Source organism: Streptomyces sp. ITFR-16 (genome assembly GCF_031844705.1).
In the GTDB taxonomy this organism is placed as follows: Bacteria; Actinomycetota; Actinomycetes; order Streptomycetales; family Streptomycetaceae; genus Streptomyces.
This window is the reverse complement of the sequence record NZ_CP134609.1, coordinates 6236454-6255109: the sequence shown is the minus strand read 5'-3', so window position 1 is coordinate 6255109 and position 18656 is coordinate 6236454. Positions and strand designations below refer to the sequence as shown.

19 protein-coding genes are annotated in these 18656 nt (G+C 70.5%); 4 read left to right on the top strand and 15 right to left on the bottom strand.

Annotated elements, in window-relative coordinates; all coding sequences use genetic code 11:
• Positions 1–100: 100 nt before the first annotated feature.
• The 10 genes from RLT58_RS27705 to RLT58_RS27660 form a co-directional block, all read right to left on the bottom strand.
• Complete coding sequence (locus RLT58_RS27705) at positions 101–730, bottom strand: alpha-ketoglutarate-dependent dioxygenase AlkB (RefSeq protein WP_311313086.1); 630 nt, start codon at positions 728–730, stop codon at positions 101–103.
• A gap of 114 nt (positions 731–844) precedes the next feature.
• Positions 845–2236 (bottom strand): DUF3616 domain-containing protein, encoded by a 1392-nt coding sequence (locus RLT58_RS27700; protein ID WP_311313085.1) that lies wholly within the window; start codon positions 2234–2236, stop codon positions 845–847.
• Positions 2237–2382: 146 nt separating this feature from the next.
• On the bottom strand, positions 2383–2721 hold the full coding sequence (locus tag RLT58_RS27695) for a metal-sulfur cluster assembly factor (RefSeq protein ID WP_093539690.1): 339 nt from the start codon (positions 2719–2721) through the stop codon (positions 2383–2385).
• Positions 2718–3173: a Fe-S cluster assembly sulfur transfer protein SufU gene (gene sufU / locus RLT58_RS27690; protein WP_311313084.1), complete on the bottom strand. Its 456-nt coding sequence runs from the start codon at positions 3171–3173 to the stop codon at positions 2718–2720. Before sufU ends, RLT58_RS27695 begins: the two co-directional genes overlap by 4 nt.
• Before the next feature lie 21 nt (positions 3174–3194).
• Entirely contained in the window at positions 3195–4451 is a 1257-nt protein-coding gene (locus RLT58_RS27685) for a cysteine desulfurase (RefSeq protein ID WP_311313083.1), read from the bottom strand.
• Positions 4448–5212, bottom strand: coding sequence for a Fe-S cluster assembly ATPase SufC (sufC, locus tag RLT58_RS27680; protein ID WP_311313082.1), 765 nt, complete (start codon positions 5210–5212; stop codon positions 4448–4450). Before sufC ends, RLT58_RS27685 begins: the two co-directional genes overlap by 4 nt.
• 7 nt (positions 5213–5219) lie before the next feature.
• Positions 5220–5537, bottom strand: a complete 318-nt coding sequence (locus RLT58_RS27675) for a bifunctional 3-phenylpropionate/cinnamic acid dioxygenase ferredoxin subunit (protein ID WP_018555702.1) — start codon at positions 5535–5537, stop codon at positions 5220–5222.
• Positions 5537–6718, bottom strand: a complete 1182-nt coding sequence (gene sufD, locus RLT58_RS27670) for a Fe-S cluster assembly protein SufD (protein WP_311313081.1) — start codon at positions 6716–6718, stop codon at positions 5537–5539. Before sufD ends, RLT58_RS27675 begins: the two co-directional genes overlap by 1 nt.
• A gap of 63 nt (positions 6719–6781) precedes the next feature.
• On the bottom strand, positions 6782–8203 hold the full coding sequence (gene sufB, locus RLT58_RS27665) for a Fe-S cluster assembly protein SufB (RefSeq protein WP_031094525.1): 1422 nt from the start codon (positions 8201–8203) through the stop codon (positions 6782–6784).
• Positions 8200–8940, bottom strand: coding sequence for a helix-turn-helix transcriptional regulator (locus tag RLT58_RS27660; protein ID WP_311313080.1), 741 nt, complete (start codon positions 8938–8940; stop codon positions 8200–8202). The genes sufB and RLT58_RS27660 overlap by 4 nt, the downstream gene beginning before the upstream one ends.
• A gap of 136 nt (positions 8941–9076) precedes the next feature.
• Between RLT58_RS27660 and RLT58_RS27655 the strand changes: the two genes are divergently transcribed.
• From RLT58_RS27655 to RLT58_RS27645, 3 genes are all read left to right on the top strand, one after another.
• Complete coding sequence (locus RLT58_RS27655; RefSeq protein ID WP_311313079.1) at positions 9077–10024, top strand: ABC transporter ATP-binding protein; 948 nt, start codon at positions 9077–9079, stop codon at positions 10022–10024.
• Positions 10021–10788 (top strand): ABC transporter permease, encoded by a 768-nt coding sequence (locus RLT58_RS27650; RefSeq protein ID WP_311313078.1) that lies wholly within the window; start codon positions 10021–10023, stop codon positions 10786–10788. Before RLT58_RS27655 ends, RLT58_RS27650 begins: the two co-directional genes overlap by 4 nt.
• Before the next feature lie 66 nt (positions 10789–10854).
• A complete protein-coding gene (locus RLT58_RS27645) occupies positions 10855–11868 on the top strand; it encodes a COX15/CtaA family protein (RefSeq protein WP_311313077.1) in 1014 nt (337 codons plus the stop codon).
• A gap of 7 nt (positions 11869–11875) precedes the next feature.
• Here RLT58_RS27645 and dgoD read toward each other — a convergent pair whose 3' ends face one another.
• The 5 genes from dgoD to RLT58_RS27620 all read right to left on the bottom strand — a co-directional run bounded on the left by dgoD (position 11876) and on the right by RLT58_RS27620 (position 16111).
• The gene (dgoD, locus tag RLT58_RS27640) at positions 11876–13021 is read right to left on the bottom strand and encodes a galactonate dehydratase (RefSeq protein WP_311313076.1); all 1146 of its coding nucleotides are present in this window, start codon (positions 13019–13021) and stop codon (positions 11876–11878) included.
• On the bottom strand, positions 13018–13758 hold the full coding sequence (locus RLT58_RS27635) for a FadR/GntR family transcriptional regulator (RefSeq protein WP_311313075.1): 741 nt from the start codon (positions 13756–13758) through the stop codon (positions 13018–13020). The genes dgoD and RLT58_RS27635 overlap by 4 nt, the downstream gene beginning before the upstream one ends.
• Before the next feature lie 54 nt (positions 13759–13812).
• Positions 13813–14571 (bottom strand): SDR family NAD(P)-dependent oxidoreductase, encoded by a 759-nt coding sequence (locus tag RLT58_RS27630; RefSeq protein WP_311313074.1) that lies wholly within the window; start codon positions 14569–14571, stop codon positions 13813–13815.
• 135 nt (positions 14572–14706) lie between these two features.
• Positions 14707–15063 (bottom strand): hypothetical protein, encoded by a 357-nt coding sequence (locus RLT58_RS27625; RefSeq protein WP_311313073.1) that lies wholly within the window; start codon positions 15061–15063, stop codon positions 14707–14709.
• A gap of 94 nt (positions 15064–15157) precedes the next feature.
• Positions 15158–16111: a heme o synthase gene (locus tag RLT58_RS27620; protein ID WP_399131685.1), complete on the bottom strand. Its 954-nt coding sequence runs from the start codon at positions 16109–16111 to the stop codon at positions 15158–15160.
• Between the two features lie 446 nt (positions 16112–16557).
• Here RLT58_RS27620 and tkt point away from each other — a divergent pair, with 446 nt between their 5' ends.
• Positions 16558–18645, top strand: coding sequence for a transketolase (tkt, locus tag RLT58_RS27615; RefSeq protein ID WP_311313071.1), 2088 nt, complete (start codon positions 16558–16560; stop codon positions 18643–18645).
• The last annotated feature ends 11 nt before the right edge of the window (positions 18646–18656 follow it).

Sequence of the window (18656 nt, the reverse complement as noted above, 5' to 3'; positions counted from 1 at the left end):
TGCGTATTACTAATGCGCATTAACGAGTACTGTGGGCCTCACCCCCCGCAGCGGTCAAGGGTTCGCGCAGGACTTCTTTCGGCAGGCGCCCCGGGAGCGGTTACCGCACCCCGCGCGGCCGGAACTGGATGCTGATGCGTCCGCCGGCGGTCCGGGCGGACTTGGGGACGGCGTGCTCCCAGGTCCGCTGGCACGAGCCGCCCATCACGATCAGGTCGCCGTGCCCCAGTGGGCGGCGCACGGCCCCGCCACCGCCCACCGGGCGCAGCAGCAGGTCGCGGGGGGTGCCGACGGAGAGGATGGCGACCATCGTGTCCTCGCGGGCGCCCCGGCCGATGCGGTCGCCGTGCCAGGCCACGCTGTCGCGCCCGTCGCGGTAGTGGCACAGGCCGGCCGTCGCGAACTCCTCGCCGAGCTCGGCGCGGTAGTGCGTGGACAGGGCCCGGCGCGCCTCGTCGAGAACGGGGTGCGGCAGCGGCTCGCCGGCCCCGTAGAAGGCGAGCAGCCGGGGCACGTCCACGACGCGCTCGTACATCTCCCGGCGCTCCGCCTTCCACGGGACGTCGGCGGCCAGCCGTTCGAACAGCGTCCCGGCACCGCTGAGCCATCCCGGCAGCAGGTCGATCCAGGCCCCGTGACCGAGAACCGTCCTGCGCATCCCGCCCAGCGGGCCCAGGCGTACCTCGTCGCCCTGGTCGAAGAGCGATCCCTGGAGCTGGTGCGGTGCCATGCGTCCAGCGTACGCGAATAGAACAGGTGCGCTAATTAAGAACGGCCGTGCTCCCCCGGCGAACCGGCGGGCACGGCCGTGCGGAGGGCGAAGCGCGAGGCCCGCCCCGGTGGATCAGCCGTTGAGCGTGAACCAGGTCGCGCGGGACTTCTTCCACTCGGCGTGGTCCAGGTCCTTGGCCTCGGTGCCGTCCCCGTACAGATCGGCCGAACCGGCGTCCGTGATCAGCTGCGCGCGGGCGCCGGGCACCGTCAGGTCCGGCACGTCCACCACGGCCTCCCAGCCGCCCGGGTCGGCGGTCGGCAGGTCGAGACGCTTCACCGGCGCGTGGCCGGCGACGCCGTCCCAGGAGTAGACGGCGTACGGGTCGGAGTTGTCGTCCGCCGCCCAGGAGCCGGCCACGATCAGGTACTGGTCGGCGGAGTTCTTCCGGATGTCACGGATGCTGAGCCCGCCGAGGTCCAGCTCGATGGGGCTGCCGATGACGGCCTTCGCCCCGGAGCCCGCCACCTTGTCGAAGTTGGTCACGGGCACGATCAATGCCTTGGCGCCCTCCTTCGGCGGGACGAGCGGCGCCCGGAAGCCGAGGTAGGCGGTGGTCGTCGAACCGGGCGCGAACTCCAGGCCCTCGATGTTGAAGCCGTCGATCTGCTTGGGCACCTGGCCGCTCTTCGTCCCCTTGGCGAAGCCGTAGCGGTCGCCGTTGGACTTGTCCCAGGCGACGAGGTCGTCCCGGAGCTTCTTGTACGAGCCGCCGACGGTCAGCTGGGTGGACGCCCCGGAGCCGGTCACCGTGGTGGTGAAGACGGTGTTGCGGTCCGCCTTGTACTCGCCGTCCTTGTTGTTGCCCAGCGAGCCCGTCCAGTAGATCGTGTTGCCGATGCGGGTCGCGCCCTCGATGTCCACCTCCTTGGAGACACCGAGCTTCTTCGCCACGTCCCAGGTCCTTACGGGCGCGCCGGAGGCGTTGCGGTCGTACAGGCGCAGCGTGTTGGACTCGTCGTCGGCGACCACCGCATAGCCGCCGCCGGCGTCGACGGCGGCCGAGGCGTCGGAGGAGCCGGTCAGGTAGTGGGTGTCGGCGGCGTTCTGCACGGCGGCGGAGGCCGCGTAGTGCAGCTTCCTGGTGGCGCTCTTGCCGCCGAGGCCGGTGACCTTGACGGTGAGGTCGGTGTAGCCGCGGGCGTGGGCGGTGACCCGGAGCTGCCGGGTGGCGCCGGTGCCGGTCACGGTGACGTCGCCGGGCGCGGCCACGGACGACTTGGAGCTGGCGGAGGCGGCCACCCCTAGCGCGTCGGCGTCGGCTCCGCTCTGGGCGACGGTGACCGTGACCACCGGGTCGCCGCTGGCCCCGACGGCGCCGGAGAGATAGTCGGCGGAGAACGAGATCGTCGGCGTTCCGTAGCTCGCGGCGTGCGCGGGCACGGCCGGCACCAGGGCCGCCAGCGCCAGCGCGCCTCCTGCTGCGACGGCCCGGTGGTGGCGGAGGACAGGGGAATGCGGCACGGCGTACCTCTCGTCGGCGTGGTGTCGAGAAGCAGGTTCCGGTTTCCGTGCCAACACAGGGCGCACGGCAGGCGTACACCGGGCGAACAACGGCGAACGGCCCCCGGCGGAATGCTCCGGGGGCCGTGCGTCGTCGTACGGGCTGCTCAGACGTTGAAGCCCAGCGCGCGCAGCTGCTCGCGGCCGTCGTCCGTGATCTTGTCGGGGCCCCACGGCGGCATCCAGACCCAGTTGATCCGGAGTTCGTTGACGATGCCGTCGGTGGCGGACTTCGCCTGGTCCTCGATCACATCGGTCAGCGGACAGGCCGCCGACGTCAGTGTCATGTCCAGCGTGGCGATGTTGGCGTCGTCGATGTGGATGCCGTAGATCAGCCCCAGGTTGACGACGTCGATCCCCAGCTCGGGGTCGACCACGTCGTACAGCGCTTCGCGGACCTCCTCCTCGGAGGCCGGCTTGGTGGTGAGGGTCTCGTTGTCGCTCATGCGGTCTTCCCTTCGGACAGCGCCTTCGCCGTCGCGTCCTTCCACGCCATCCAGCTCAGCAGCGCGCACTTGACCCGGGCCGGGTACTTGGAGACACCGGCGAACGCCACGGCGTCCTCCAGCACCTCCTCCATCGCGTCGTCCGGCTCCAGCTGTCCCTTGGACTGCATCAGTTCCAGGAACGCGGCCTGGATCTTCTGCGCCTCGCCCAGTTCCTTGCCGACCAGCAGCTCGTTCAGCACGGAGGCGCTGGCCTGGCTGATGGAGCAGCCCTGGCCCTCGTAACTCACGTCGGCGATCGTCTCGCCCTCGTACCGCACCCGCAGTGTGATCTCGTCACCGCACGTCGGATTGACGTGATGCACCTCGGCGTCGCCGTCCCGCAGGCCGCGCCCGTGGGGGTGCTTGTAGTGGTCCAGGATCACTTCCTGGTACATGGAATCAAGCTTCACGAGTCAATCCTCAGCCGCTGTCTAACCGAAAAAGTTCCGGACGTGTTCCAGGCCGTCCACCAGGGCGTCGACCTCGGCGGGCGTGGAGTACAGATAGAACGACGCCCGCGTGGTCGCAGGAATTCCGTACCGCAGGCAGACCGGCCGTGCGCAGTGGTGTCCGACCCGGACCGCGATGCCCTGCTCGTCGAGCACCTGGCCCACGTCGTGCGGGTGGATGTCGCCGAGCGTGAAGGAGATCGTGGCGCCGCGGTCCTCCGCGGTGGCCGGGCCGATGATCCTGAGGTCCGGCACCTCCAGCAGCCGCTTCACCGCGTAGGCGGTGATGGCCTGCTCATGGCGGTGGATGTTCTCCATGCCGATGGCCGAGAGGTAGTCCACGGCCGCGCCGAGGCCGACGGCCTGGGCGATCGGAGGCGTACCCGCCTCGAACTTGTGCGGCGCCGGGGCGTAGGTCGAGGAGTGCATCGACACGGTCTCGATCATCTCGCCGCCGCCGAGGAACGGCGGCAGGTCCTCCAGGAGCTCCTGCCGTCCCCAGAGCACGCCGATACCGGTCGGGCCGACCATCTTGTGGCCGGTGAAGGCCACGAAGTCGGCCTGCAGCGCCTGCACGTCGAGCACCATGTGCGGGGCGGCCTGCGAGGCGTCGATGCAGACCAGCGCACCGACCTCCTGGGCGCGCCGGACGATCTGCTCGACCGGGTTGATCGTGCCCATGATGTTGGAGACCAGCGTGAAGGAGACGATCTTCGTCTTCTCGGTGATGATCTCGTCGATGTTGGACAGGTCGAGGCGGCCGTCGTCCGTGATGCCGAACCACTTCAGCTTCGCGCCCGTGCGCTGCGAGAGCAGCTGCCACGGCACGATGTTGGAGTGGTGCTCCATCTCGGTGGTGACGATCTCGGTCTCGTGGTCGACCCGGTAGGGCTCGTCGGCCCAGCCGAGCATGTTGGCCACGAGGTTGAGCGACTCCGAGGCGTTCTTGGTGAAGATCACCTCGTTGCGGCTGGGCGCGTTGATGAACGCGGCGATCTTGTCACGGGCGCCCTCGTACAGCGCCGTGGCCTCCTCCGCGATCGTGTACACACCGCGGTGCACATTGGCGTTGTGCCGCTCGTAGTACTCGTTGAGGGCGTCGAGCACCTGGCGCGGCTTCTGCGAGGTCGCCGCACTGTCCAGGTAAACGATCTTCTTCCCGTCGTGGACCGTACGATCCAGCAGGGGGAAGTCCTTGCGGATCGCCTCGGTGTCGAGGAGGCCCGGCAGCTGTGTCACGCGGAAGCGCCACCCTTCACATATGCCTCGTAGCCCTCGTTCTCCAGCTTGTCGGCGAGCTCGGCGCCGCCGGACTCGGCGATCCGGCCGTTGGCGAACACGTGCACGAAGTCGGGCTTGATGTACCGGAGGATCCGGGTGTAGTGCGTGATCAGCAGGGTGCCGACCTCGCCGGTCTCACGGACCCGGTTGACGCCCTCGGAGACGACGCGCAGGGCGTCGACGTCGAGGCCGGAGTCGGTCTCGTCGAGGATCGCGACCTTCGGCTTGAGGAGCTCCAGCTGAAGGATCTCGTGGCGCTTCTTCTCACCGCCGGAGAAGCCCTCGTTGACGTTGCGCTCGGCGAAGGACGGGTCCATCTGGAGGCCGGACATCGTCTCCTTGACCTCCTTCACCCAGGTGCGGAGCTTGGGCGCCTCGCCGCGGACGGCGGTGGCGGAGGTGCGCAGGAAGTTGGAGACCGAGACACCGGGGATCTCGACCGGGTACTGCATGGCGAGGAACAGGCCGGCGCGGGCCCGCTCGTCGACGGACATCTCCAGGACGTCCTCGCCGTCCAGGGTGACCGTGCCGCTGGTGACGGTGTACTTGGGGTGCCCCGCCAGCGAGTACGCGAGGGTGGACTTGCCGGACCCGTTGGGGCCCATGATGGCGTGGGTCTCGCCCTGCTTCACGGTCAGGTCGACGCCCTTGAGGATCTCCTTCGTGGCGTTGTCGGCCTCGACGGTGACGTGCAGGTCGCGGATTTCAAGCGTTGCCATGGGTGACTCAGGACTCCTGGGTGACGGAGACGAGCACATCGTCCCCTTCGATCTTGACGGGGTATACGGGGACGGGGCGTGTCGCGGGAAGGCCGGACGGCTTGCCGGTGCGCAGGTCGAAACTCGATCCGTGCAGCCAGCACTCGATCGAACAGTCCTCGACCTCGCCCTCGGACAGCGAGACGTTCGCGTGCGAGCAGATGTCGTTGATCGCGAACACCTCGCCCTCGGTGCGGACGACGGAGACCGGCGTGCCGTCGAGCTCCACCCTTTTGGGGGTGTCGTCCTCCAGCTCGCTCAGCGCACAGGCTTTGACGAAGGCCATCAGACCGACGCCTTCAGCTCGGTCTCGATCTTGTCGAGGAGACGGGCTTCGACGTCCGGCAGGCCGATCTGCTGGACCAGCTCGGCGAAGAAGCCGCGCACGACGAGGCGGCGCGCCTCCTCGGCCGGGATGCCCCGGGACTGCAGGTAGAACAGCTGCTCGTCGTCGAAGCGGCCGGTCGCGGAGGCGTGGCCGGCGCCGACGATCTCACCGGTCTCGATCTCCAGGTTCGGCACCGAGTCGACCCGGGCACCGTCGGTGAGAACCAGGTTGCGGTTCATCTCGTAGGTGTCGGTGCCCTCGGCGGCCGCCTGGATGAGGACGTCGCCGATCCAGACGGCGTGCGCGCCGTCGCCCTGCAGTGCGCCCTTGTAGGCCACGTTGGACTTGCAGTGCGGGGTGTTGTGGTCGACCAGGAGGCGGTGCTCCTGGTGCTGGCCCTTGTCGGTGAAGTACAGACCGAAGAGCTCGGCCTCGCCGCCCGTGCCCGCGTAGGCGATCCGCGGGTGGATCCGGACCAGGTCACCGCCGAAGGTGACGACGATGGACTTGAACGAGGCGTCCCGGCCGACCAGGGCGTTGTGCTGGCCGACGTGCACGGCCCGCTCGTCCCAGTCCTGCACGGAGACGACGGTCAGCTTGGCGCCGTCGCCCAGGACGTAGTCCACGTTGGCGGCGAGCACCGCGTCGCCGGTGTGGTCGATGACGACGACGGCCTCGGCGAAGGCGCCCAGCTCGACGACCTGGTGGCCGAAGGCCACCCCGCCCTCGCCGTGCACCGCGATCCGGATCGGCTCGGTGAGCACGGCTTCCTTCTCGACGGTGACGACGGAGGCCTGCTCGAAGGACGAGTACGCCTGCGCGGCGACCCGGTCCACCGGCGTGCCGGCCCGGCCGAGGCGGGCGTCGTCGCGGCCGACGGTCTCGACCGTGACGCCCGCGGGGGCCTCGATGGCGACCTTCACCGCGTTGCCGGTGGCGACGGCGGTGCCGTCGTGCAGCCCGCGCAGCCGCTCCAGCGGGGTGAACCGCCACTCCTCCTCGCGGCCGTGCGGGACCGGGAAGTCCGCGACGTCGAAGGACGGGGGTGCGCTCATGCGCGTGGCGACGGTCGACTCCGCGGCCACCGCGATGGAACCGGCGGTGGTGGACCCCGCAGGAATGTTCTGAGCCTCAGCCATGGCTGTCGTAGTGCTCGCTTTCTCAGTCGGACAGATGTCAGGGGGGATTCGGGCGCCGGCGTACTAGCCGACCGAACCCTCCATCTGCAGCTCGATCAGCCGGTTGAGCTCGAGCGCGTACTCCATGGGGAGCTCCTTCGCGATCGGCTCGACGAAGCCGCGCACGATCATCGCCATGGCCTCGAACTCGGTCATGCCGCGGCTCATCAGATAGAAGAGCTGGTCCTCGGAGACCTTGGAGACGGTCGCCTCGTGACCCATCGACACGTCGTCCTCGCGGACGTCGACGTACGGGTAGGTGTCGGAGCGCGAGATGGTGTCGACCAGGAGCGCGTCGCACAGCACGTTGGACTTCGCGCCCGGCGCGCCCTCACCGATCTCGATCAGACCGCGGTAGGAGGTGCGGCCGCCGCCTCGTGCCACCGACTTGGAGACGATGTTGGACGAGGTGTTCGGGGCCATGTGGACCATCTTGGCGCCGGCGTCCTGGTGCTGGCCCTCGCCCGCGAAGGCGATGGACAGGGTCTCGCCCTTGGCGTGCTCGCCCATCAGGTAGACGGCCGGGTACTTCATGGTGACCTTGGAGCCGATGTTGCCGTCGACCCACTCCATGGTCGCGCCCTCGTAGGCCACGGCGCGCTTGGTGACCAGGTTGTAGACGTTGTTCGACCAGTTCTGGATCGTCGTGTAGCGGCAGCGGCCGCCCTTCTTCACGATGATCTCGACGACCGCGGAGTGCAGGGAGTCCGAGGAGTAGATCGGGGCGGTGCAGCCCTCGACGTAGTGGACGTAGGCGTCCTCGTCGACGATGATCAGCGTCCGCTCGAACTGGCCCATGTTCTCCGTGTTGATACGGAAGTAGGCCTGGAGCGGGATCTCGACGTGCACACCCTTCGGCACGTAGATGAACGAGCCACCGGACCACACGGCCGAGTTCAGCGAGGCGAACTTGTTGTCGCCGACCGGGATGACGGTGCCGAAGTACTCCTTGAAGAGCTCCGGGTGCTCCTTCAGCGCGGTGTCGGTGTCCATGAAGATGACACCCTGCGCCTCCAGCTCCTCGTTGATCTGGTGGTAGACGACCTCGGACTCGTACTGCGCGGCGACACCGGCGACCAGGCGCTGCTTCTCCGCCTCGGGGATGCCGAGCTTGTCGTACGTATTCTTGATGTCCTCGGGCAGGTCCTCCCAGGACTCCGCCTGCTTCTCCGTCGACCGCACGAAGTACTTGATGTTGTCGAAGTCGATGCCCGAGAGGTCCGAGCCCCAGTTGGGCATGGGCTTCTTGCCGAAGAGCTTGAGGCCCTTGAGCCGCAGCTTCAGCATCCACTCGGGCTCGTTCTTCTTCTCCGAGATGTCGCGGACGACGGCCTCGGAGAGGCCGCGCTTGGCTGCCGCGCCTGCCGCGTCGGAGTCGGCCCAGCCGAATTCGTACGTGCCCAGGCCATCGAGCTCAGGGTGGGCAGTCTCCGTAGGGAGCGTCATGCGGGGTTCCTCCCGGACTTGCTTGTGGATGCTGAATCAGTGGTCTGCGGGGTGGGGTGGCCGCTGCGCGGAATGTACGTCGTGCACACCCCGTCGCCGTGGGCGATGGTGGCCAGACGCTGCACATGGGTCCCCAGGAGGCTGGAGAAGAACTCCGTCTCCGCCTCGCACAGCTGCGGGTACTGCTCGGCGACGTGTGCGACCGGGCAGTGGTGCTGACACAGCTGCTCACCCTGTTGCGGGCCCGGCGCGCTGCGCGCCGTAGCAGCGTACCCGTCGGCGGACAAGGCCTTGGCCAGCGCCTCCGTACGGGCTTCGGGGTCCGCGGCTTCGATCGCCGCGCGGTAGGCCGCCGACTGCTCGGCGATCCTGGCCCGGGCGAACGCCATGACCGCTTCGTCGCCCGAGGTCTCGGCGATCCAGCGCAGGGCGTCCGCGGCAAGCGTGTCGTAGGACTGGTCGAAGGCGTCCCGGCCGCAGTCGGTCAGGGCGAACACCTTGGCCGGACGGCCGCGGGTCCGTGCCCCGTAGACCCGCTGCTCGCGGGCCTCGACGACATCGTCGGAGACGAGGGCGTCGAGATGGCGGCGGACGGCCGCCTGGGTCAGCCCCAGGCGCTTCGCCAGATCGGCGACGGTGGAGGGGCCGTGGTCCAGAATGGAGCGCGCGACCCGGTTGCGCGTCGAGCGCTCACCGGTCGCGAGTTCCTCCTGCGGAGCCTCTCCCACGTATTTCACAACGCCATTGTTGCGTAATTCCTTCGGCCCTGACAACCACGGTCCGAAACGATCAACCGTGGAATCCATCACTTAGGGTTACCTAATCAAGCCCCCGGACCGGGGCCCCCGAGGCGGCTGCCTAGACTTACCGCCCATGAAGAGCGAGCCCGTTTCACCCCCCTCCGGCCCGGCTGTCCAGGTCCGTGGCCTGGTGAAGCGGTACGGCGGCAAGGCCGCCGTGGACGGCCTCGACCTGGAGGTGGCGGCCGGCGCGGTCACCGCGGTCCTCGGTCCCAACGGCGCCGGCAAGACCACCACGATCGAGACATGCGAGGGATACCGCCGTCCGGACCAGGGCACCGTCCGGGTCCTCGGGCTCGACCCCGTCGCCGACGCGGCGCGGCTGCGCCCCCGGATCGGTGTGATGCTCCAGTCCGGCGGCGTCTACTCCGGCGCCCGCGCCGACGAGATGCTCCGCCACATGGCGAAACTCCACGCCCACCCGCTCGACGTCGACGCCCTCATCGAGCGCCTGGGCCTCGGCGGCTGCGGCCGCACCGCCTACCGGCGGCTCTCCGGCGGCCAGCAGCAGCGGCTCGCCCTGGCCATGGCCGTCGTCGGCCGCCCGGAACTCGTCTTCCTGGACGAGCCCACCGCCGGCCTCGACCCGCAGGCCCGCCGCTCCACCTGGGATCTCGTACGGGAGCTGCGCGCCGACGGCGTCGGCGTCGTGCTCACCACCCACTTCATGGACGAGGCCGAGGAGCTCGCCGACGACGTCGCCTTCATCGACGCGGGCCGGCTCGTCGCCCAGGGCAGCCCCGAGGCCCTGTGCCGCGGCGGCGCCGAGAACACCCTGCGCTTCACCGGCCGCCCCGGCCTCGACCTGGACTCCCTGCTCAAGGCGCTGCCCCCCGGCACCGAGGCGGCCGAGCTCAGCACCGGCGCGTACCGCATCACCGGCGACGTCGGTCCGCAGCTGCTGGCCACCGTCACCTCCTGGTGCGCGCAGCACGGCGTGATGCCCTCGGGCATCTCCGTGGAGCGCCACACCCTGGAGGACGTCTTCCTCGAACTGACCGGCAAGGAGCTGCGCGCATGAGCGCCGGTACGTACACCCCCCGGCCGGGCGCCGCCCCGCTGCCGCGCATGATCGCCGCGCAGACCGCGCTGGAGACCCGGATGCTGCTGCGCAACGGCGAGCAGCTGCTGCTGACGGTGGTCATCCCGACGCTGCTGCTGGTGCTGTTCAGCGCGGTCGACATCGTCGACACCGGCTCGGGCGCGTCGGTCGACTTCCTGGCCCCGGGCATCCTGGCGCTCGCCGTGATGTCGACGGCCTTCACCGGACAGGCCATCGCCACCGGTTTCGAGCGGCGCTACGGCGTGCTCAAGCGGCTCGGCGCCTCGCCGCTGCCCCGCTGGGCGCTGATGGCCGCGAAGACCCTCGCGGTGCTGGTCACCGAGGTGCTCCAGGTCGTCCTGCTGACGGTGATCGCCTTCGCGCTGGGCTGGTCGCCGCACGGCAACCCGTTCGCGGTGCTGCTCCTGCTGGTGCTGGGGACCGCAGCCTTCTCCGGGCTCGGCCTGCTGATGGCCGGGACGCTCAAGGCCGAGGCGACGCTGGCCGCCGCCAACCTGGTGTTCCTGCTGCTGCTCGTCGGCGGCGGGGTGATCGTGCCGCTGGAGAAGTTCCCGGACGCGGTGCAGTCGGTGCTGGGCCTGCTGCCGATCACGGCGCTGTCGGACGGGCTTCGGGACGTCCTCCAGCACGGTGCGGCACTGCCGTGGGGCGATGTCGGCATCCTGGCCGTGTGGGCGGTGCTGGGGCTCGGAGCGGCGGCGCGCTTCTTCCGCTGGGAGTGAGCCCCGGACACCCGCCGGGTCACGATTCGTCCCCCTCGTGAAAGCTTGCACAAGCTGCCGCCTACGATGGTGCGCGTGCCCAAGCTGACCCGAGCCGAAGTCGCTCAAGCCGCGCGGAACCCGCTGCAGTACATCGCCGACCGCTGGACCCCGTCCGACCGGACGGTGCGCCGTGCGGCCATGGCCGCGGTCGTCATGGCCGTCCTCATCGTCGTCACCGGCGGCGCCGTACGGCTGACCGGTTCCGGTCTCGGCTGCCCGACCTGGCCCAAGTGCACCGACGAGAGCCTGACGGCGACGAGCGCGATGGGCTTCCACGGCGCCATCGAGTTCGGCAACCGGATGCTGACGTACGTCCTGTGCGCGGTGGTCGGCTGGGCGATCATCGCGGCCCGGTCCGCCAAGCCGGGCCGGCGTTCGCTGACCCGCCTCGGGTGGGTCCAGTTCTGGGTGGTCATGGGCAACGCCGTCCTCGGCGGCGTCGTCGTGCTGGTCGGCCTCAACCCGTACACCGTGGCGGCGCACTTCCTGCTGTCCACGGCGCTGCTGGCGGTCGCGGTCGTGATGTGGCAGCGGACCCGCGAGGGCGACGAGGCGCCGCGTCCGCTGGTCGGCAAGGCGGTCGCGCAGCTGACCTGGCTGCTGGTCGTCGCGGCGGGGCTGCTGATCGCGGTCGGTACGGTCGTCACGGGCGCCGGGCGGCACGCAGGTGACTCCAGCGACGTCCACCGCATCCCGATCGACTGGAAGACGATCGCCCAGCTGCACGCCGACCTGGCCTGGGTCGTGGTGGCCCTGACCGTCGCGCTCTGGTTCGTCCTGAAGGCCGTCGACGCCCCCGTCGGCCCGCTGCACCGCGCCCGGGACCTCTTCCTGATCCTGATGGGCCAGGGTGTGATCGGCTATGTCCAGTACTTCACGGACACCCCGGAGATCCTGGTCGGGCTGCACATGTTCGGCTCGTGCCTGGTGTGGATCGGCGTGGTCCGCGTCCTGCTGTCCCTGCGCGAGCGCCCGCTGACGGCCCCCGCGGTGCCCGGCCCGGCGGCCGAGCTCCCGGAGCCCGCAGCCGCCGGCTGACCGGCGCTCACCATTCGGCGAAGGCGCCGTCGTCCTGGCGCCAGACCGGGTTGCGCCAGGCGTGCCCGGCGCGGTCGGCCGCGCGTACGGCGGCCTCGTCGACGGTGACGCCGAGCCCCGGCTGCCCGGTCCGCCGGGCGTGCCCGGCCTCGAAGCGGAACGGCTCGGTGTCCACGACGTAACTGAGCAGGTCCGCGTCCTTGTTGTAGTGGATGCCCCGGCTCTGCTCCTGGATGAGGAAGTTCGGGGTGGCGAAGGCGATCTGGAGACCGGCGGCGAGGGCGATCGGGCCGAGCGGGCAGTGCGGGGCGAGCTGTGCGCCGAAGGTGTCGGCCAGCGAGGCGATGCGGTGGACCTCGGAGATGCCTCCGGCGTGCGAGGGGTCCGGCTGGGCGACCGCGATCCCGGCCGTCAGCGCGGGCAGGAAGTCGGCCCGTCCGTACAGCCGTTCCCCGGTGGCAAGGGGGATTGAGGTGGCGCCGACGAGGGCTGGCAGCAGATGCCCGTGCTCGGGCAGGAGGGGTTCCTCGACGAACAGCGGGTGCAGCGGCTCGATGGCGTGCAGCACCCGGCGGGCCCCGGCCGGGCCGAAGCGGCCGTGCATGTCGACGGCGACGTCACGGCCGGGGCCGAGCACCTCGCGGGCGACGGCGACCCGTTCGACGACGGCGGCGGTCTCGGCGGGGGTGCCCAGCGGTGCGGTGCGGCCCGCCGCGTTCATCTTCACGGCGGTGAAACCGGCCTCGACCTGGGCGGTGATCTCCTCGGCGAGCCGGGCGGGTTCGTCGCCGCCGACCCAAGCGTAGACCCGGACCCGGTCGCGCACGGGACCGCCGAGCAGGGCGTGCACGGGCGCGCCGTACACCTTTCCGGCGATGTCCCACAGCGCCTGGTCGAGTCCGGCGACGGCGCTGGAGAGCACCGGGCCGCCCCGGTAGAAGCCGCCCTTGCTGAGCACCTGCCAGTGGTCCTGGATGCGCAGCGGGTCCTCGCCCAACAGGTATTCGGAGAGGACGTCGACAGCGGCCCTGACCACCTCGGCCCGGCCCTCGACGACGGGTTCGCCCCAGCCGACCACGCCCTCGTCGGTCTCCACGCGGCAGAACAGCCAGCGCGGCGGGACGAGGAAGGTCTCGATACGGGTGATCCTCACTGGTCCGCGGTCCCCTCGCCGGTGTCCCCTGCCGTCCTGCGCACCCGGTCCAGGTCGCGTGCGGCCTGGTCGAGCAGGGTCCGCACGGCGCGTTCGGCGGCGGCCGGGTCCCGCTCGCGCACGGCGTCCAGGACGACCCGGTGGCTGGGCACCGGGTCCTCGCCGTGCCGGGAGCTGTGCACGATCGCGTCGCGGTGGGCGAGACCGGACTCGATGACCATCTCCATGCGTTCCAGCAGTTCGTTGTGGGTGGCCGCGAGGAGGGCGCGGTGGAAGGCGAGGTCCGCCTCGACCGCGTGGGCGGCGCCGCCCTCCTGCTCCCCCATCGCGGTGATCGCGGCTTCGAGCGCGTCCAGGTCCGCGTCGGTGCGGCGTTCGGCGGCGAGCCGGACGGCGGCCGGCTCGATGATGCCGCGCACCTCGCCGAGGTTGCGCAGCAGCGCCGGCCCGGCGCCCGCGCCGCCGTCGGCGAACTGCCAGCGCAGCACGTCCGCGTCGAGCAGGTTCCAGTCGGAGCGGGCCCGGACGAAGGTGCCGCGCTTCTGGCGGGCGTCGACCATCCCCTTGGCCGCGAGGACCTTCAGGGACTCGCGCAGGGCGGTCAGGCTGACGTCCAGCTCGCCCTGGAGCGCCACGAGGTCGAGCGTCGCCCCTTCGGGGATCTCGCCGCTCAGGACCCGGCGCGCGAGAGTCTCCACGGTCTGGCCGTGCACTCCGCGGCGCGCGTATGCCGCCATGTCCGTGTGCCTTTCTGCTGTGCCGTACGACGCGGTTTGGGGGGCGGGCGGTGGTCAGGCCGAGGCCTTGACGACGGACCAGCCGCCGTCCACGAGCAGGCTCGACCCGGTGATGTAGGACGCTTCGTCCGCGGCGAGGAAGGCGATGGCCGCTGCCGCTTCCGCGGGGGTGCCGAACCGGCCGGCGGCGGTCTCGGCGACGCTTCTGCGCCGGTCCTCCTCGGTCACCCGGTCCCAGGCGGCGGTGAGGATGGGCCCGGGGAGCACGGCGTTGACCCGCACCTCGGGCCCGTACTCCACCGCGAGCTGCCCGCACAGGGAGAGCAGCGCGCCCTTGGACGCGGCGTAGGCGGGGTGGCCGGGGATGCCCTTGTGGGCGTGGACCGACGAGGTCAGCACGGCGGCGCCGCGCTGGGCCCGCAGGTCGGGCAGGACCGCGCGGAAGCCGAGGAAGGTGCCGGTGAGGTTGACCGCGAGCTGCCGCTCCCAGGAGCCGACGGTCATCTCGTGGGCGGGGGTTACGTCGACCGTGTAGGCGTTGCTGACCAGGACGCCGACGGGTCCGAAGGTGTGCGCGGCGGCCACCACCCGCCGCCAGTCGGCTTCGCCGGAGACGTCGGTAGGGACGAAGAGGGCCCGGCCGCCCCGGGCGCGCAGGGCCGCGGCGACGGCCTCGCCGGCCTCCTGTGCGATGTCCGCGAGGATCACCGCGGCGCCCTCGTCGGCGAGGCGTTCGGCCGTGGCCGCGCCGATGCCCGAGGCGGCGCCGGTGACGACTGCCACCTTGTCGGCGAGACGGGGGCGTGCGTTCATGGGGCGGCTCGGCTCCTCGGAGTTCGTGCCTGCTGCCGGCGGCCCGGTCGCAACCGCCGGATCACAGACTGAGGTGCCGAGGAGCCCCCGTCAAGATTAATTACTAATTATCACCGCCGGGTACGGCCGGTGGCTTCAGGCCTTGTCGGAGGGGCCGCCGACCTGGATGCCGGCCATGCGCGTCCACTCGTACGGGCCCGTGCGGACCTTCGCCGCGAACTCGCCGTCGAAGGCGTCGTGCATCGTGATCCCGGACTTCTGCGCGGCGCTCTCGGCGACGGCGTAGGAGGGGGCCACCAGGTCGCCCCAGCCGCCGTCCTCGCCCACGAGGACGATGCGGGCGCCCATCTGCCCGATGTACGCGAGCTGCCCCTCGGCGCCGCCGTGGGCCTTCGCGAAGGCCCCGATCTGCTTGGCCAGCCGGGCGGCCCTGCGCTCCGCGCGCGCCGCCTGCTTGCCGTCCACCTGCTGGGTCTCAGCCGTCTCTGCCATGCACAGGATGCTACCGATGGGTAGATCGACGTGCGACGGGCGGGGAGCGTGGCGTGGGCCACGCTCCCCGCCCGTCGGCGGAAGCGGAGGAGGTCTACCGCAGGAAGGGGTCCACCGCCACGGCGACGAACAGCAGGGACACATAGGTGATCGACCAGTGGAACAGCCGCATCTCCTTGAGCTTCCCGCCGGTCACCCCGGCCTTGGCCCGGTTCAGCAGGGCGTGCGCCTCCCAGAGCCAGAAGCCGCCGGTCAGCAGGGCCACCGCCGTGTAGAACCAGCCGGTGTAGCCCAGCGGGGTCAGCAGCAGCGAGACGGCGACCATCACCCAGCTGTAGAGGACGATCTGGCGGGCCACCACCCGATTGGAGGCGATGACCGGGAGCATCGGGACGCCGACCCGGGCGTAGTCGTCCTTCACCTTCATGGAGAGCGGCCAGTAGTGCGGCGGCGTCCAGAAGAAGATGACGGCGAAGAGGATCACCGCGGCCCAGGACATCGAGTTCGTCACGGCCGACCAGCCGATGAGGACCGGCATGCAGCCCGCGATGCCGCCCCAGACGATGTTCTGCGAGGTGCGGCGCTTCAGCAGCATCGTGTAGACGACGACGTAGAAGAGCAGGGCGCCGAGCGACAGCGCCGCCGACAGCCAGTTCACCAGCAGCCCGAACCAGGCCGTCGAGACCACCGCGAGGGTGATGCCGAAGGCGAGGCACTCGCGCGGGCTCACCATCCCGGTGACCAGCGGGCGCTGCGACGTACGGTCCATCAACGCGTCGATGTCGCGGTCGATGTACATGTTCAGCGCATTGGCACCGCCGGCGGACAGGTATCCGCCGATGGTGGTAGTGAGCACGAGCCACAGGTCGGGTACACCCTGAGCAGCCAGGAACATCACCGGAACAGTGGTGATCAGCAACAGCTCGATGATCCGAGGCTTGGTCAGTGCCACGAATGCCTTGACCCGGGCCCCGAACGGGCGATGGCCCCCTGGGCTCGGAGTCAAGGCGACCCCTGCGGGTCGGGACTCGACGGCCGTCACGCACACCCCTGACAGAGAAATCCCAGCAAGCTCCGGGCATGAGGGCCCAGTGAAGACTTGCGCGAACCCGACCACTGTAGACGTTGGGGACAGGCCGCCCTTCGCGGGGGTGGGGTCGTGTTGATGTGGCGTGGAGGGGCGGTGCGGCACCCGTGCGAGAGGGGTCGCACATACGAGTGGCGCACAGGTGTCGCAGGGGCGTTCGCGGGGGTACACGGTGGCCGCGCGGGGGCGCCCCGGAACGCTCGCCGAAGCACCTCAGGAGTGACCCCGCGCGCTCATCGGAGAGGCCCATCGGTGAACCTCCGCGCTCATACGGGAGGCGGATTCCGCGGGGCGCCCGCACCCTGGTAGGAGCCGGAAATCACGGGTCCGGACGGGGGTAGGCTCGACAACGTCCGGTGCGGTCACAGTCACCGGTTGACAACAGTGGAGAGGAGCCCTGACTCAGGGTGAGCACCAAGCCGACCACCACAGACCTCCAGTGGACCGAATTGGACCAGCGGGCCGTGGACACCGTCCGCGTCCTCGCCGCGGACGCCGTACAAAAGGTCGGAAACGGCCACCCGGGTACGGCCATGAGCCTGGCTCCCGCCGCGTACACCATCTTCCAGAAGGTGATGCGTCACGACCCCGCGGATCCCGAGTGGACCGGCCGCGACCGGTTCGTGCTCTCGGCGGGCCACACCAGCCTGACCCTCTACATCCAGCTCTACCTGGCCGGGTACGGCCTGGAGCTCGATGACCTGAAGGCCTTCCGCACCTGGGGTTCCAAGACCCCGGGCCACCCGGAGTACGGCCACACCACCGGCGTGGAGACGACGACCGGCCCGCTGGGCCAGGGTGTCGCCAACGCGGTGGGCATGGCGATGGCCGCCCGCTACGAGCGCGGCCTGTTCGACCCGGACGCGGCCCCCGGCACCTCCCCGTTCGACCACATGGTGTGGGCCGTCGCCGGCGACGGCTGCCTCCAGGAGGGCATCTCCGCGGAGGCGTCCTCGCTGGCCGGGCACCAGAAGCTCGGCAACCTGGTCCTCCTGTGGGACGACAACCACATCTCGATCGAGGGCGACACGGAGACCGCGGTCTCCGAGGACACCCTCAAGCGCTACGAGGCGTACGGCTGGCACGTCCAGCGTGTCGACCAGCTGCCCAGCGGCGACCTGGACCCGGCGGGTCTCTACGAGGCGCTGCTCGCGGCGAAGGCCGAGACCGAGCGCCCGTCGTTCATCGCGGCCCGCTCGATCATCGCCTGGCCCGCCCCGCACGCCCAGAACACCGAGGCGGCGCACGGCTCCGCGCTCGGCGACGACGAGGTCGCCGCGACCAAGAAGGTGCTGGGCTTCGACCCGGAGAAGACCTTCGAGGTCGCCGACGAGGTCATCGCGCACACCCGTCGGGCGCTGGACCGCGGCCGCGAGGCCAGGGCCGAGTGGGACAAGTCCTTCGCCGCGTGGCGCACCGCCGCCCCGGAGCGCGCCGCCGAGTTCGACCGTGTCCGCGCGGGCGAGCTGCCCAAGGGCTGGGAGGACGCCCTCCCGGTCTTCGAGCCCGGCAAGGGTGTCGCCACCCGCGCCGCCTCCGGCAAGGTGCTCCAGGCGCTCGGCGAGATCATCCCCGAGCTGTGGGGCGGCTCCGCCGACCTCGCCGGCTCGAACAACACCACGATCGACAAGACGTCGTCGTTCCTCCCGGCGGGCAACCCGCTGCCGGGCGCGGACCCGTACGGCCGCACGATCCACTTCGGCATCCGCGAGCACGCCATGGCCGCGGCCATGAACGGCATCGCGCTGCACGGCAACACCCGCATCTACGGCGGCACCTTCCTGGTGTTCTCCGACTACATGCGCAACGCCGTGCGGCTGTCCGCGCTGATGCACCTGCCGGTGACCTACGTGTGGACGCACGACTCGATCGGTCTCGGCGAGGACGGCCCCACCCACCAGCCGGTGGAGCACCTGGCCTCGCTGCGCGCCATCCCGGGCCTCAACGTCGTGCGCCCGGCCGACGCCAACGAGACGACCATCGCCTGGCGCGAGATCCTGCGCCGCTACACCAAGGTGTTCGGCAAGGGCGCCCCGCACGGTCTGGCGCTGACCCGCCAGGGCGTGCCGACGTACGAAGCGAACGAGGACACCGCCAAGGGCGGGTACGTCCTGCGCGAGGCCGAGGGAGGTGAGCCCCAGGTGCTGCTGATCGGTACGGGCTCCGAGGTCCAGCTCGCCGTCGAGGCGCGCGAGGAGCTCCAGGCCGCCGGTATTCCGACCCGTGTGGTCTCGATGCCGTGTGTCGAGTGGTTCGAGGAGCAGGACCAGGCGTACAAGGACAGCGTGCTGCCGCCGTCCGTGAAGGCCCGGGTCGCGGTCGAGGCGGGCATCGGCCTGACCTGGTACCGGTACGTCGGGGACGCGGGCCGGATCGTCTCGCTGGAGCACTTCGGTGCCTCGGCCGACGCCAAGGTCCTCTTCCGTGAGTTCGGCTTCACCGGCGAGGCCGTCGCCGAGGCCGCCCGGGAATCCCTCGCGGCCGTCACGCGCTGACGCCGTTATAC

Bases quoted from the DNA above. Each gene is read 5' to 3' on its own strand.
- RLT58_RS27705 (WP_311313086.1), bottom strand. From the start codon at position 730: ATGGCACCGCACCAGCTCCAGGGATCGCTCTTCGACCAGGGCGACGAG.
- RLT58_RS27695 (WP_093539690.1), bottom strand. From the start codon at position 2,721: ATGAGCGACAACGAGACCCTCACCACCAAGCCGGCCTCCGAGGAGGAG.
- sufC (WP_311313082.1), bottom strand. From the start codon at position 5,212: ATGGCAACGCTTGAAATCCGCGACCTGCACGTCACCGTCGAGGCCGAC.
- RLT58_RS27675 (WP_018555702.1), bottom strand. From the start codon at position 5,537: ATGGCCTTCGTCAAAGCCTGTGCGCTGAGCGAGCTGGAGGACGACACC.
- sufD (WP_311313081.1), bottom strand. From the start codon at position 6,718: ATGGCTGAGGCTCAGAACATTCCTGCGGGGTCCACCACCGCCGGTTCC.
- sufB (WP_031094525.1), bottom strand. From the start codon at position 8,203: ATGACGCTCCCTACGGAGACTGCCCACCCTGAGCTCGATGGCCTGGGC.
- RLT58_RS27655 (WP_311313079.1), top strand. From the start codon at position 9,077: ATGAAGAGCGAGCCCGTTTCACCCCCCTCCGGCCCGGCTGTCCAGGTC.
- RLT58_RS27650 (WP_311313078.1), top strand. From the start codon at position 10,021: ATGAGCGCCGGTACGTACACCCCCCGGCCGGGCGCCGCCCCGCTGCCG.
- RLT58_RS27645 (WP_311313077.1), top strand. From the start codon at position 10,855: ATGGTGCGCGTGCCCAAGCTGACCCGAGCCGAAGTCGCTCAAGCCGCG.
- RLT58_RS27635 (WP_311313075.1), bottom strand. From the start codon at position 13,758: ATGGCGGCATACGCGCGCCGCGGAGTGCACGGCCAGACCGTGGAGACT.
- RLT58_RS27630 (WP_311313074.1), bottom strand. From the start codon at position 14,571: ATGAACGCACGCCCCCGTCTCGCCGACAAGGTGGCAGTCGTCACCGGC.
- RLT58_RS27625 (WP_311313073.1), bottom strand. From the start codon at position 15,063: ATGGCAGAGACGGCTGAGACCCAGCAGGTGGACGGCAAGCAGGCGGCG.